The sequence below is a fragment of the Pseudolabrys sp. genome (assembly GCF_050250095.1).
In the GTDB taxonomy this organism is placed as follows: Bacteria; Pseudomonadota; Alphaproteobacteria; order Rhizobiales; family Xanthobacteraceae; genus Pseudolabrys.
The window spans coordinates 181,915-196,256 of the sequence record NZ_JBFWPH010000005.1 but is presented as its reverse complement, the minus strand read 5'-3'; the positions used below and the strand labels follow the sequence as shown (position 1 = coordinate 196,256).

The window sequence follows — 14,342 nt, the reverse complement described above, 5'->3', positions numbered from 1 at the left end:
AATTCTGGGATTCAAGCACGATGGCGAAGGACGATTCGGCGGCCGGCACCACGACGGCCGGAGAGGCACCAGTCCGCGATTTCATCCGCGATATCGTCGCGGGCGATCTCGCCGCCAAGCGCCATGCCGGGGTCGTCACCCGCTTTCCGCCCGAGCCGAACGGCTACCTGCATATCGGCCACGCCAAGTCGATCTGCCTGAATTTCGGCCTCGCCGAGGAGTTCGGCGGACGCTGCCACCTGCGCTTCGACGACACCAACCCGGCCAAGGAAGAGCAGGAATATATCGACGCGATCATTCGCGACGTCCACTGGCTCGGTTTCGACTGGGGCAAGCACCTCCACTACGCCTCGGACTATTTCGAGACGCTCTACGCCTGGGCGGAGGGCCTGATCCGCGCCGGCAAGGCCTATGTCGACGACCAGAGCCACGAGGAGATGCGCGTCAATCGCGGTACGCTCACCGAGCCCGGCAAGAACAGCCCGTTCCGAAACCGCAGCGCCGAGGAAAACCTCGACCTGTTCCGCCGCATGCGCGCCGGCGAATATCCGAACGGCGCGCGCGTGCTGCGCGCCAAGATCGACATGGCGTCGGGCAACATCAACCTGCGCGATCCGGTGCTGTATCGCATCCTGCACGCGAAGCATCCGCGCACCGGCGACAAGTGGTGCATCTATCCGAGCTACGATTATGCGCACGGTCAGTCGGACGCGATCGAAGGCATCACGCATTCGATCTGCACGCTGGAATTCGAGGATCACCGTCCGCTCTATGAGTGGCTGCTCGACAATCTTCCGGTGCCGTCGAACCCGCGGCAGTACGAATTCGCGCGTCTCAATCTCGGCTACACGGTGCTGTCGAAGCGCGTGCTCACCATGCTGGTGCGCGACGGCCATGTGAAGGGCTGGGACGATCCGCGCATGCCGACGCTCGCCGGCTTGCGCCGCCGTGGCGTGCCGCCGGAGGCGATCCGCGATTTCATCAAGCGCATCGGCGTCGCGAAAGCGAACAGCGTCGTCGATGTCGGCATGCTCGAGTTCTCGATCCGCGAGGCGTTGAAGTCGGCGCCGCGCCGCATCGGCGTGCTGCGTCCGTTGAAGCTCGTGATCGAGAATTATCCGGAAGGACAGACCGAGCAGTTGCCGGCCGCCAACCACCCGGACGACCCCGCAGCCGGCACGCGCATGGTCACCTTCGGCCGCGAGCTTTGGATCGAGCGCGACGACTTCATGGAAAATCCGCCGAAGAAATTCTTCCGTCTCGCGCCGGGCGCGGAGGTGCGGCTGCGCTACGCTTACTTCGTCACCTGCCGCGAGGTCGTCAAGAACGCGGCGGGCGAGGTGATCGAACTGCGCTGCACCTACGACCCCGCGACCAAGGGCGGCGACGCGCCGGATGGCCGCAAGGTGAAGGGCACCATTCACTGGCTGTCGGCGAAGGACGCCGTGCAGGCGGAGGTGCGGCTCTACAATCCGCTGTTCAAGTCGCCGGACCCGCCGGGCGGCGAGAACTTCGCCGCCGACCTCAATCCGGAGTCGCTCGAGATTGTCGCGGACGCTCGCGTCGAACCGGCGCTCGCGACCGCGAACAACACCGCGCCGGTGCAGTTCGAGCGGCTCGGCTATTTCTGCCGCGACGTCGATGCGACCCGCGAGAAGCCGGTGTTCAACCGCACCATCGGCCTGCGCGACAGTTGGGCCAAAGAGCGCACAACGTAACGCGCGGCTTTCCTCCGTCGTCATGCTCCGCGAAGGCGGGGCATCCAGTAATCACCGTAGACGGTTGTATTTACTGGATCGCCCGGTCAAGCCGGGCGATGACAGGTGAGGATGCCCATGTAAACTGTCCCCCGGACCGGCCCAAGTTTTGGGTTGCCTGGGGACTGGGATGGCGCCGGGGGACAGGGTGCGCGACGGCGCGCGCGCGAAAGCACGCGCGCTCGCCGCAGGCGTGGACGCCGCACGACGGCGTGCCGGCGGCGCTTTGCCTGCCGGGCTTCTGCTTGCGTTGCAGCGATGGCGCGAAGTGCTGGCGCAGTATCTCGCGGCGGAATTCGCGCCGGGCCGCCTGGTGCCGTGGATGCCGGTCGCCTTCGGCATCGGCATCATCGGCTATTTTACCGCGCCGCGTGAGCCGCTGTGGCCGGCAACCGCGGCTCTCGCTGTCGTGCTCGCCTTCGCTGCGTTCCTCGTGCGTCGGCGGTTCATCGCGTTTGCGGGCGCGCTGACGGCGGCTGCGATCGCCACCGGGTTTGCCGTTGCGACAATCAAGACCGCGCTGATCGCGCATCCGGTGCTCGACTATCCTGTCTTCGGCGCTGCGGTCACCGGCTTCGTCGAAATCCGCGAGGAGCGGGCGCGCAGCGATCGTATCGTCGTGCGCGTCGCGTCGATGAGCGGTGAGCGGCTGCGCGTCAAGCCGGAGCGCGTGCGCGTTGCAGTCCGCAAGGGTCATGCGCCGGCGGTTGGCGATTACGTGAGCTTCAAGGCGCGTCTCACGCCGCCGTTGCAGCCATTGCGTCCCGGCGGCTACGACTTCGCGCGCGACATGTATTTCCAGCGCATCGGCGCTTCGGGTTATGTGCTGGGGGCCATCGCGACACAGCCGGCACCGGGCGCGCGCGGTTTCTGGCTGTCCTATCGCAGCGCGATCGAAATGATGCGCGAGACGATCGACGATCGCATTCGCGCCGTGCTGCCCGGCGACACCGGCTCGATTGCCTCGGCGCTCATTACCGGCAAACGCGACGCGATCACGCAACCCGTCAACGACGCGATGTATGTGTCGAGCCTCGCGCATGTTCTGTCGATCTCCGGCTACCACATGGCGGTGGTCGCCGGCATCGTGTTCTTCGTGATCCGTGCCGGCTTTGCACTGAGCGCTGCCGCCGCGACCCGCCATCCAATCAAGAAATGGGCGGCGGCCGCCGCGCTGGTTGCCGCGACGTTCTATCTGCTGCTGTCGGGCGCGGAGGTCGCGACGCAGCGCTCCTACATCATGGTCGCGATCGTGCTGATCGGCGTGATGGCCGACCGGCCGGCGCTGACGTTCCGCACGCTCGCGGTCGCCGCCTGTGCGGTGATGCTGCTGACGCCCGAGGCCGTGGTGCATCCGAGCTTCCAGATGTCGTTTGCCGCGACGCTCGCGCTCATCGCCGCTTACCGCAATGGGCTGCCGTGGCGTGCCGACGCCGACACGTCGGCCGGCGCGCGCCTCGCGCTGTGGGGCGGACGCGAGATTGCCGGGCTGGTGATCGCCTCGCTGGTGGCGGGCCTCGCCACCACGCCTTACGCGGCGTTCCATTTCCATCGCCTCGCGCCCTATGGCGTGCTGGCGAACCTCGCCGCCATGCCGGTCGTCTCGGCCTGGGTGATGCCGATGGGTATCCTCGGCACGCTGGCGATGCCGTTCGGCTTCGACGGCCTGTTCTGGCCGCTGATGGGTGCCGGCATCGACTGGATGGTGACGGTCGCCCTGTGGGTCGCGGCGTTGCCGGGCGCGGTGGGGCACATCCACGCCTTCGGCATCGGGCCGTTGCTGCTGGCGACCGCCGGGCTGCTGCTGATCGCCATGCTGCGGACACCGCTGCGCTGGAGCGGGGCGGGACTCGCGCTTCTGGCCTGCCTCTGGGTTTACGTCACGCCGAAACCGGATCTGCTGGTGTCGGCCGACGGGCAAACGGCGGCACTCCGGCAGGCCGACGGCCGGCTCGCCGTTCTCCACGCCGGCCGTGACAATTTCGCCTTGCGCGACTGGCTCGCCGCCGACGGCGATAGCCGGACCGTCAAGGACGACACCCTGAAGGCGGGTGTCCGCTGCGATCCTGTCGGCTGCACCGGTCCTTTCGCGAACGGCAGGGTCGCCGCATTCAGCGAGACAATCGAGGCGCTTGCGGAGGATTGTTCACGTGCCGCAGTGATCGTGACGCCGCGCGAGGCTCCTGCGACATGCAAGGGCATGCTGATCGACCGTGGTGTCTGGCGAGCCCACGGCGCCAGTGCGTTGCGCTGGACCTCCGCTGGCAAGGGGAGCGCCGCCATCGTCGAATGGGCGCGCCCGGCGGGCGAGGCGCGGCCCTGGAGCGGCCTGCGGGTGCAGGCGACCGCAACTGCGCCGTCGCCGGCGAAGCGGCGGCCGGCGCAGCGCGATGCCACGCCGCCGGACGGCGCGCGCGAGGCCGACGATTAGGCTGGAACGGTCTCAGTAGCGCCGGAACAGGCCGACAAGCCGGCCCTGAATGCGGACCCGGTTCGGCGGCAGGATACGCACCTCATAGGCGCTGTTGGCCGGCTCGAGTGCGATGGAGGCGCCGCGGCGGCGGAACCGCTTGAGGGTGGCTTCCTCGTCGTCGATCAGCGCCACCACGATGTCGCCGGTGTCGGCGGCGTCGCTGCGGCGGATCAGGGCGATATCGCCGTCGAGAATGCCGGCCTCGATCATCGAGTCGCCGCGCACTTCGAGGGCGAAATGCTCGCCGGTCGAGAGGAGGTCCGGCGGCACGTTGATGGTGTGGCTGCGGGTCTGGATCGCCTCGATCGGCGTGCCGGCGGCGATGCGGCCCATGACGGGCACGGCAATCGGGTGCCCGGCGCTGCCGCCGTCATCGTCGGCGGCCACCGCACGGACGCGGCCGAGGTCGCCCTCGATGACACTCGGCGTGAAGCCGCGGCTGCGCCCGGAGCCAAGCCCATGGGCGACCGAATCGGGCAGCTTGATCACTTCGATGGCGCGGGCGCGGTTGGGCAGGCGGCGGATGAAGCCGCGCTCCTCCAGCGCCGTAATCAGCCGGTGGATGCCGGATTTCGACCGCAGATCGAGCGCGTCCTTCATCTCGTCGAACGAGGGGGGGACGCCGGTTTCCGTCAGCCTCTCGTGCAGGAAACGCAGAAGCTCGAACTGTTTGCGGGTCAGCATGGATTTCCTCGGATTTCCCCAGTTCCGGCCCCGCGCATCCCACGCATCGGCCAGAAACAAATCATGAACGGACACTATCCGTTCCAGTTGTGTTCCGCAACCGATTAATTTGAAGTGAACAATGCGAACGGCCGCTAAAGGCCGAACTTAAGGATGACGCAGGGCGAGCCGGCCTTCGCCGCCGGCGCACGCACCTCGCGAATCAACAGGCAGTCCGCCACGGCCAGTGGCGCCATCAGCGAGCTGTCCTGGTTCGCCAGCGGCGTCGCGACCGGGACGCCATCCGGGCCTTCGCTCAGCGTCGCGCGCAGGTAGTCGGCGCGTTCGTCGTTCTCCGGCATGTCGCGGCCGAGCACCGCCGCTTGCGGGGCATGGATGACGTCGCGGCGGCCGGCGAGGCGGCGCATCAGCGGCACCAGGAACAGGAACGAGCACACGTAGGACGACACCGGATTGCCCGGCACGCCGAGCACCTGCATGGGGCCGAGCTTGCCGTGCATCATCGGGCGGCCGGGGCGCAGTGCGACGCGCCAGAACGACAGGTCCATGCCCTCGGCGGTCAGCGCCTTCTGGACGAGGTCGTGCTCGCCGACCGATGCGCCGCCGGAGGTGAGCAGGATATCGGCGCCGGCGTCGCGGGCGCGACGGATCGCGGCGCCGATGGCGTCGAGGCTGTCCCGCGCGATGCCGAGTTCGATTGCCTCGCAGCCTTCGGAGCGCACCAGCGCGGCGAGCGCAAAGCCATTCGAATAGACGATCTCGCCGGGCTTCGGCGCCTGGCCGGGCGGCACCAGTTCGTCGCCAGTGCCGAGCACGGCGACCTTCGGCCGGCGCACCACCTTCACCGCCGGATAGTTCATCGCGGCGGCGAGCATCAGGTCGCGGTCGGTGAGGCGGCGGCCCTTGGCGAGCAGGACGTCACCTTCGCGGAAGTCGATCGCGGCAGGGCGGACATGGCGGCCGGTCTTGATGGCGAGCTTGATCAGAACCTTGTCGCCGTCGCGGCCGGTGTCTTCCTGAATGACGACGGTATTGCTGCCCGCCGGCATCACGCCGCCGGTGAAGATGCGCGCGGCTTGGCCCGGACCGACGTGGCCTGCGAACGGGTGGCCGGCGGCGACTTCGCCAATCACGTCAAGCGTGACCGGCGCCTGCGCGATATCCGCGCCGCGCACGGCATAGCCGTCCATCGCGGAAAGCGCCGCCGGCGGCTGGGTTCGTTTGGCGACGAGATCCTGCGCCAGTACGCAGCCGAGCGCATCCGACAGCGGAACGTCATGCGCGGGCAGCGGCGCGGCGTCCGCGAGAACCTGTTTCAGCGCCTCTGCGACCGGCATCAGCGCCATCGTTTAGCCCTTCGCGCGGTAATGGCCGGACTTGTAGTGTCCAGACTTGCCGCCGAGCTTTTCGATCAGGCGGATGCCCTCGATCCGCATGCCGCGCTCGACCGCCTTGACCATGTCGTAGATCGTCAGACACGCGACCGACACCGCGGTCAGTGCCTCCATCTCGACGCCGGTCGGGCCTTTCACCTTCACGGTCGCACGCACGGTCAGGCCGGTGAATCTGCGGTCCGGCGCGATCTCGACGGTGACCTTGGACAGCGCCAGCGGGTGGCAAAGCGGGATCAGCTCATGCGTCCGCTTGGCCGCCATGATGCCGGCAAGCCGCGCCGCGCCGAGCACGTCGCCTTTCTTGGCGTTGCCCTTGAGCACCAGCGAGAGCGTCGGCTTCGCCATCGTGACGCGGCCTTCCGCGACCGCGACGCGCTCGGTCGGCGATTTGGCGGAGACGTCGACCATGTGGGCTTCGCCGGTCGCGCCGATATGGGTCAGGCGCTGTCGCGCCGGGCGCTTCGAGGTTTTCCTGGTCGCCCGCTTTGCCACCGGCATCGGCCTCACGGTGCCGCGCGGGTGAGGATGGCGCGGATCGCCGCCGTCACGTCCGGCTGGCGCATCAGGCTTTCGCCGATCAGGAAAGTCGACATGCCGACCCTGGCGAGCCGGGCGAGGTCGGCCGGGGTGTTGATGCCGCTTTCGCCGACGGCGATGCGGTCGCGCGGGATTTTCGGCGCCAGCCGCTCGCTGGTTTCGAGCGCCGTGACGAAAGTCCGCAGATTGCGGTTGTTGACGCCGATCAGCGGCGATTTCAGGCGCATGGCCCGCTCAAGTTCAACTTCATCATGAACTTCAATAAGCGCGTCCATGCCATATTCGAACGCTGTGCTTTCGATCTCGGCAGCCGCGGCGTCATCGAGCGAGGCCATGATGATCAGGATGCAATCCGCCCCCAGCGCCCGGGATTCGACCACCTGATAGGGCTCGTAGATGAAATCCTTGCGCAGCGCCGGCAGCGCTGTGGCGTTGCGCGCCGCGCCGAGGAATTCAGGCTTGCCCTGGAATGACGGCGCGTCCGTCAGCACCGAGAGACAGGTCGCGCCGCCGGCCTCGTAAGCCTTCGCGAGCGTCGGCGGATCGAAATCGGCCCGGATCAGGCCTTTGGAGGGGCTTGCCTTCTTGATCTCCGCGATCAGCGCATAGTCGCCGGCCGAAACCTTCTTCTCGATCGCCTTGGCGAAACCGCGCGGCGGTGCGGCGGTTTTGGCGTCACGCTCGAGAGCGCCGAGCGGGCGAACGCGCTTGGCCGCCGCGATTTCCTCGCGCTTGTAAGCTTCGATCTTGGTGAGAATGTCCGACATCAGGCGTCCTGCACCGGCTCTTTGGCGTTCGAAACCGCGATCAGGCGGTCGAGCCGGCCTTCGGCTTCGCCTGAATCGACCGCCTTTGCGGCAAGCACCATGCCGTCATTCAAATCCTTCGCCTTGCCGGCAATGATCAGCGCCGCGGCGGCATTGAACAGCGCGATGTCGCGCAGCGCGGTCTTCTTGCCCTTGAGCACGTCGAACAGCGCGCGGGCATTGGTGTCGGCGTCCGCGCCGCGCAGCTTGTCGGCGGTGACGCGGGGCAGGCCGACGTCCTCCGGCGCAATCTCGAAGCTGCGGATCTTGCCGTTCTCGAGCGCGCAGACGCTGGTCGTTCCGGTCGTGGTGATCTCGTCGAGCCCGTCGGACCCATGCACGACCCAGACCGCTTCCGAGCCGAGGTTCTTCAGCACCTGCGCCATCGGCTCGATCCACTGTTTGGAGAATGCGCCGGTCATCTGCCGCTTGACGCTTGCCGGGTTCGACAGCGGTCCGAGCAGGTTGAAGATGGTGCGGGTGGCCAGTTCGACGCGGGTGGGGCCGACATTCTTCATCGCCGGGTGATGCGCCGGCGCGAACATGAACCCGATGCCGGCATCGCGAATGCAGCGCGCGACCGCTTCGCCGGCGAGATCGACATTGACGCCGAGCGCGGCCAGCACGTCGGCCGAGCCCGATTTCGACGACAGCGCACGATTGCCGTGCTTGGCGACCGGTACGCCGGCGCCGGCGACGATGAAAGCCGCGCAGGTCGAAACATTAAAGGAGCCGGAGGCGTCTCCGCCGGTGCCGACCACGTCGATCGCGTCGGGCGGCGCTGCGACACGCACCATCTTGGCGCGCATGGTGGTGACCGCGCCGGTGATCTCGTCGACCGTCTCGCCGCGCACACGCAGGCCCATCAGCAGGCCGCCCATCTGCGAGGGCGTCGCTTCGCCCGACATCATGCGGTCGAATACGAAGGTCGCTTCGTCGCGGGTCAGCGCCGCGCCGGTCGCCACCTTGCCGATCAGCGCGCGGAATTGATCGCTCTCGTTCATGGACAGCGCTCTCAGGCCGTTGCGCGCGCGGGCGCGGCGTTCGTTGACGAGGTGCGGCGGCCGTGCGCGGTGTTCCACGCCGTGGCGATGTCGAGGAAGTTCTTCAGGATCAGGTGGCCATGCTCGGAGGCGATGCTTTCGGGATGGAACTGCACGCCGTGCAGCGGCCGGGATTTATGCGCCACGCCCATCGTCACCTTGTCTTCGGTCTCGGCGTTGACGGCGAGGTCCGCCGGCATGGTGGCGCGGTCGACGATCAGCGAGTGATAGCGGGTCGCCTGAAACGGCGCATTGATGCCGCGAAACACGCCGGTGCCGTCGGTGCGGATCGCCGAGGTCTTGCCATGCACCTGCTCGGGCGCGCGCACTACCTTGCCGCCGAGTGCCTGACCGATCGCCTGATGGCCGAGGCAAACGCCGAGGACCGGGATCGTCGCCGACGCTTTGGCGACGAGATCGAGACAGATGCCGGCTTCGTTCGGCGTGCAGGGGCCGGGCGACAGCACGATCGCTTCGGGCGCCGAGGCGATCACGTCCTCGCTCGTCACCTTGTCGTTGCGGCGCACGACGACCTCCGCTCCAAGCCCGCCCAGGTAATGGACGAGGTTGAAGGTGAAACTGTCGTAGTTGTCGATCAGGACGATCATCGCCGCTTCGGTCGCATCTTTGTCTGCCCGCTCAAGGGTTTAGACGGCCCGGCGGCGCAGGGTCAAGGCGGCAGGAACGGGGCTTACTGGCCGCGCCTGGCGGCGCTGGCAAAACGGCGGGCCTCCTCGGCCGCGCGGAACAGGGCCTTGGCCTTGTTGACACATTCCTGCTGCTCGAAATCGGGATTGCTGTCGGCGACCACGCCGGCGCCGGCCTGCACGTACATCCTGCCGTCCTTCACCAGCGCGGTGCGCAGCACGATGCAGGTGTCCATTGTGCCGGCGGCGGAGAAATAGCCGACGCAGCCGGCGTAAAGGCCACGCTTCTCCGTCTCCAGCTCGTCGATGATCTCCATCGCCCGCACCTTGGGCGCGCCGGACACCGTGCCGGCCGGGAAGCCCGCGGCGAGTGCGGTCAGCGCATCCTGTCCGGCGGCGAGCCTGCCGACCACGTTCGAGACGATGTGCATGACGTGGCTGTAGCGCTCGATGAAGAAGCGGTCGGTGACGTTCACCGTACCGATCTCCGCGACCCGGCCGACATCGTTGCGGCCGAGATCGAGCAGCATCAGATGTTCGGCGCGTTCCTTCGGGTCGGCCAGCAACTCGTCCTCGAGCGCCTTGTCTTCGTGCGGTGTCGCGCCGCGCGGCCGCGTGCCGGCGATGGGACGGATCGTCACCGTGCCGTCCGCGACCTTGACCAGAATTTCCGGGCTCGATCCGGCGACCGCATAGGAGCCGTAATCGAGATAATAGAGATAGGGCGACGGGTTGGTTCGCCGCAGTGCGCGATAGAGCGAGAAGGCCGGAAGTTTGAACTCGGCCTCGAACCGTTGCGAGAGCACCACCTGGAAGATATCGCCGGCCGCGATGTAGTCCTTGGCCTTGAAAACCATCGCCTTGAACTCGTCCGGCGTCGTATTCGAGGCGATGGCTGCGTCGATTGCGCCTGCATCGGTGTCGGCCAGCGACTTGTCGAGCGGCCGGTCGAGGCTGTCGACCACGCTCGAAAGCCGCTCCACCGCGCGGGCGAGCGCGGCCTTCGCGCCGACGCCGCCTTCCGGCCGCACCGGCGTGACGACCGTGATCGAGTCCTTCACCGCGTCGAACACCACCACGAGCGTTGGGCGGATCATCACCGCTTCGGGAATGCCGATGGCGTCCGGATTGGGCGCGGGCAGCTCTTCCATCTGCCGCACCATGTCGTAGCCGAGATAGCCGAACACGCCGGCGGAGGGCGGTGGCAAACCGTCGGGCAGCGCGATGCGGCTTTCCGCAATGAACGCGCGCAGCGCGTCGAGCGGCGGTTGCGGGCAGGGCGTGAAGGCGTCGGAGTTGTTACGCGCATCGCGGTTGATCTCGGCCTTGCCGTCCCGCGCGCGCCAGACGACATCCGGATCGAGGCCGATGATCGAATGGCGACCGCGCACCGCGCCGCCTTCGACGGACTCCAGCAGAAAACTCATCGGCCGGCCGCTGGCGATCTTGAGGAATGCCGAGACCGGCGTTTCAAGGTCGGCGACCAGCGTCGTCCACACGACCTGCGCTTCGCCGCGCGCGTAACGTTCGGCGAAAACCGTTTCGGACGGCTCGATCTGCATGGCTATCGCGGGCGGACCACCTAGTTGGTGGCTGCGCCGGTCACCTGATTGAGCGCCTGCTCGTTGATGCGCACGCCGAGGTCTTTCTCGAGCTGGCTGACATACTGATTGACGAGGTCTTCGCTGTAGGCGCCGGCCAGCGCGGTGTCGATCGGCTTGATCTGCGCCACGTCGGCCTCCGGCACCGACACGTCGGTGACGGTGAAGACGATCCGCGTATCGGGCTTGTCGCCTTCGCTCGAGCCGGCGCCGCCCTTGGCGGTCTTGAAGGCCGCGTCGGCGACCTTGGCCGGCACGCCTTCGGCCTGCTTGCCGCGCTGCAAATCCTTGACAGTCGTCACGGTGACGCCGGCCTCGCTGGCGAGTTGGGAGAGCGGCGTGCCGCTCTTGAGCTTCGTCACCATCTCTTCGGCCCTGGCCTTGAGCTTTTCGGCGATCTCGTTTTCGCGCCAGCGTGTCTCGACCTGGCCCTTGACCTCGTCGAGCGTGCGGTCGCGCGAGGGCGTCACACCGGCGACGTCGTACCAGAGATAGCCGCCGTTCGGCAGCTGTATCGGATCGTTCTCGACGCCGATATCGCTCGCGAAGATGGCGCGGACCAGCTCCGCGCCGCGCGGTAAATCCTTGATCGGCTCGCCCTTGGCGTCGCGGCCCGAGCGGTCGATCGCCTCGATCGATGTCGCCTTGAGGTTGAGCTTGCGGGCGGCTTCTTCGAGCGTCGAGCCGGCGGCGCGCTCGTCCTCGATCTTGTCGCGCAGGTTGCCGATTTCGCCGCGCGCTTTTTCTTCGGCGATCTTGCGCTTGATGCTGTCGGCGACGCTTTCATAAGGCTGTTGCACGGCGGGCTCGATCTTCACCGCCTGCACCAGCACGGTGCCGAAACGGCCCTGAACCGGAGCGCTGACCTCATCGGCCTTGAGTGTGAAGGCGGCGTCCGCGACCGCGGGATCGATCACATCCTTCTTGGCGACCAGTCCAATTTCGGTGTCGGCGTCCTTCAGGCCGCGCTCCTTGACGATGTCGGCGAAGCTCGTACCCGCCTTGATGCGGTCATAGGCCGCTTGGGCGTCTTCCTTGTTCGGAAACACGATCTGGCGAAGCTGGCGACGTTCCGGTGTGCCGTATTCGTCCTTGCGGGCGTCGTAATATTTGCGCGCATCGGCGTCCGGCACCGTTTCCCAGCGGGCGACCTCGGCCGGCGTCAGCGAGAGCAGGGTGACCTTGCGCGTCTCCGGCGCACGGAACAGGATTTTGCGGTCCTCGAAATATTTCTTCAGCGTTTCGTCGTCGGGCTTTGCGATCTCGCCGGCCTGCGCCGCACCGAGCGTGATCATGTCGGCGCTGCGCTTCTCGTTCTGGAAACGGAAGATCGCTTTCGCGGCGGTGTCCGGCGGCTTGACGTCACCGCTCACCGACAGCGCGATCTGCCGGCGAATGGTGAGCTTGCGCTGCTCGTTGACGTAGGTGGTTTCGTTGTAGCCCGCGTTGCGGATCATCTGTTCGAAGCGGTTGCGGTCGAACTTTCCGTCCAGGCCGCGGAAGTTCGGGTCGGCGGTGATGCGGTTGGCGATCTGTGCATCGGAAATACCGAGGCCGAGTGCGCGGGCGCGCTCGTCGAGCGCGGTCTCGGCGACGTACTGGCCGACGATCTGGCGGTCGAGACCGAGCGCACGCGCCTGCGCGGGCGTCACCGGCCGGCCAAGCTGACGGCCGAGCTGCGTCATGCGCTCGCTGTAGTAGTTGCGGAATTGCTCGATCGACACCTCGGTGCTGCCGATGGTCGCCAGCGTCGACTGACCGAAGCCGCGGAAAATGTCGCCGATGCCCCACACCGCGAAGCTGATGACGAGCAGCCCCATGACGACGGTGAGGACGGCCTTGCCGAGCCAGTTGCTGGAGGCCTTCTGAATACCGCGAAGCATGAGCGACCGTCGTTCCGTGTTTGATGGAGGAAAGTGCAATCCGGTCGTGACCGACCGAGGCGGCCGCATCATAGGGACGCGGGAAGCGCCTTGCAACTCGCGGGGCTTAACTAAGATATTGCAATTGAAGGCGGATTGCCGCTGCCCGCGGGGCTGGCGCGGCTCCGGGCGGTCTGCTAGTCGCGAGGATCAATCGAGGGGGAACGGCTTATGACGGGATCGGTGCGTCCGCTGGTAGCGGGCAATTGGAAAATGAACGGCCTGCGTGGGTCGGCCGCGGTGCTTGAGAAGATCGTCGCGGGGGCCGCCGGCGTCGCGGCAAAGACCGATCTGATGATCTGCCCGCCCGCGACGCTTGTGGCGGCCTTTGCACAGATCACCGCATCATCGGCGGTCGCAATCGGCGGCCAGGATTGCCATGCCGACGCCTCGGGCGCCTTCACCGGCGATATTTCCGCCGAGATGTTGAAGGACGCCGGCGCCACCGCCGTCATCGTCGGCCATTCGGAGCGCCGCACCTTGCACAAGGAGACTGACGCCGAGGTTGCCGCCAAGGCGCGGGCCGCCTGGCGCGCAGGGCTCACCGCGATTGTCTGCGTCGGCGAAACCCGGCAGGAGCGCGAAGCGGGCCGGGCGCTCGCCGTGGTTGGAGGGCAGTTGAGGGGCTCGCTGCCGGACGGCTGCACGGCGGAAAATCTGGTCGTCGCCTATGAGCCGGTCTGGGCGATCGGGACCGGGCTGACGCCGACCGCGGCTGACGTCGCCGAGATCCATGCCGCGATCCGGCAGGCGCTTGCCGCGCGCTTTGCCGCGGCGGGCGCAGGGATCCGCATCCTCTATGGCGGCTCGGTGAAGCCGGCGAATGCGCGCGAACTTCTGTCGGTAGCCGATGTCAACGGCGCGCTGGTCGGCGGGGCGAGCCTCAAGGCCGATGATTTTCTCGGTATCGCCGCAGCCTACGTCTGAGGTTTAGCCCGTAACCCGCGCAACGTATCGGCATTCGGGCAGTAGCTTTCCCAGATCGTGTTGGCCGGATCGCGTCGCAAATCGCTGCGGCAATGTCGCCGGGAGTCGCACAGGGCGCATACCCGTTCGAGGTCTTGCATGACGGCTGGATGGCGGTACGCGATCTCGGCGGGATCGAGACGCAATATCTCCATGCGTTTGAGTAACTGCGCGGACCCGTCGGCCCCCTTGGCCGAGACAGCGCGCAGATCGTGGACCGAAACTCCGAGATCCTGGGCGATCACGCTCAGTTCCTGCGGGGGAAGCTGCGCAAATTCCCGCTCGGCCGCGCAGGCGTCGTCGGAACGCCTGACCCAGTCGGCGAGTGCATCCAGCGCGGTCCGCAGCCGCGGATAGGCTTGTGCGGTGGCATTGGCCGTTTTGGGCATGAGACCCTCCAATCCGTTGATTTTTGAGGAAAATAGAGGGGTTCGGGGGTACGGTCTTTGTCCGCGATCAATGAAACCGCATATGGTGGAAATCGTCGGGCAGATCGTGTAGAGACCGCCGCG

The 14,342-nt window shown here is 67.1% G+C and carries 12 protein-coding genes; 3 read left to right on the top strand and 9 right to left on the bottom strand.

Features of this window, described 5'->3' with window-relative positions:
- Positions 1–20 precede the first annotated feature (20 nt).
- Both AB7F10_RS16435 and AB7F10_RS16430 read left to right on the top strand, forming a co-directional pair.
- Positions 21–1,718, top strand: a complete 1,698-nt coding sequence (locus AB7F10_RS16435) for a glutamine--tRNA ligase/YqeY domain fusion protein (RefSeq protein WP_428562968.1) — start codon at positions 21–23, stop codon at positions 1,716–1,718.
- A gap of 169 nt (positions 1,719–1,887) precedes the next feature.
- Positions 1,888–4,188 (top strand): ComEC/Rec2 family competence protein, encoded by a 2,301-nt coding sequence (locus AB7F10_RS16430; protein ID WP_428562570.1) that lies wholly within the window; start codon positions 1,888–1,890, stop codon positions 4,186–4,188.
- A gap of 12 nt (positions 4,189–4,200) precedes the next feature.
- On the opposite strand, the gene lexA is transcribed toward AB7F10_RS16430, so the two are convergent.
- The 8 genes from lexA to AB7F10_RS16390 form a co-directional block, all read right to left on the bottom strand.
- Positions 4,201–4,914, bottom strand: a complete 714-nt coding sequence (gene lexA / locus AB7F10_RS16425) for a transcriptional repressor LexA (protein WP_428562572.1) — start codon at positions 4,912–4,914, stop codon at positions 4,201–4,203.
- Between the two features lie 134 nt (positions 4,915–5,048).
- Positions 5,049–6,260, bottom strand: coding sequence for a molybdopterin molybdotransferase MoeA (locus AB7F10_RS16420; protein ID WP_428562574.1), 1,212 nt, complete (start codon positions 6,258–6,260; stop codon positions 5,049–5,051).
- Between the two features lie 3 nt (positions 6,261–6,263).
- A complete protein-coding gene (gene moaC, locus AB7F10_RS16415; RefSeq protein ID WP_428562576.1) occupies positions 6,264–6,806 on the bottom strand; it encodes a cyclic pyranopterin monophosphate synthase MoaC in 543 nt (180 codons plus the stop codon).
- A 5-nt stretch (positions 6,807–6,811) separates the two neighbouring features.
- Complete coding sequence (gene trpC, locus AB7F10_RS16410) at positions 6,812–7,612, bottom strand: indole-3-glycerol phosphate synthase TrpC (RefSeq protein ID WP_428562578.1); 801 nt, start codon at positions 7,610–7,612, stop codon at positions 6,812–6,814.
- Positions 7,612–8,655 (bottom strand): anthranilate phosphoribosyltransferase, encoded by a 1,044-nt coding sequence (gene trpD, locus AB7F10_RS16405; RefSeq protein ID WP_428562580.1) that lies wholly within the window; start codon positions 8,653–8,655, stop codon positions 7,612–7,614. Before trpD ends, trpC begins: the two co-directional genes overlap by 1 nt.
- Before the next feature lie 11 nt (positions 8,656–8,666).
- Entirely contained in the window at positions 8,667–9,302 is a 636-nt protein-coding gene (locus tag AB7F10_RS16400) for an anthranilate synthase component II (protein WP_428562582.1), read from the bottom strand.
- A gap of 83 nt (positions 9,303–9,385) precedes the next feature.
- A complete protein-coding gene (trpE, locus tag AB7F10_RS16395; protein ID WP_428562584.1) occupies positions 9,386–10,903 on the bottom strand; it encodes an anthranilate synthase component I in 1,518 nt (505 codons plus the stop codon).
- 20 nt (positions 10,904–10,923) lie between these two features.
- On the bottom strand, positions 10,924–12,825 hold the full coding sequence (locus AB7F10_RS16390) for a SurA N-terminal domain-containing protein (RefSeq protein WP_428562586.1): 1,902 nt from the start codon (positions 12,823–12,825) through the stop codon (positions 10,924–10,926).
- Positions 12,826–13,035: 210 nt separating this feature from the next.
- On the opposite strand from AB7F10_RS16390, the gene tpiA reads away from it, so the two are divergent.
- Positions 13,036–13,791, top strand: a complete 756-nt coding sequence (tpiA, locus tag AB7F10_RS16385; RefSeq protein WP_428562588.1) for a triose-phosphate isomerase — start codon at positions 13,036–13,038, stop codon at positions 13,789–13,791.
- Here the strand turns inward: tpiA and AB7F10_RS16380 are convergent.
- Positions 13,782–14,219 carry a hypothetical protein gene (locus tag AB7F10_RS16380; protein WP_428562590.1) on the bottom strand — a complete coding sequence of 146 codons (438 nt, stop codon included), beginning with the start codon at positions 14,217–14,219 and terminating at the stop codon, positions 13,782–13,784. The genes tpiA and AB7F10_RS16380 overlap by 10 nt on opposite strands.
- Positions 14,220–14,342 lie beyond the last annotated feature (123 nt).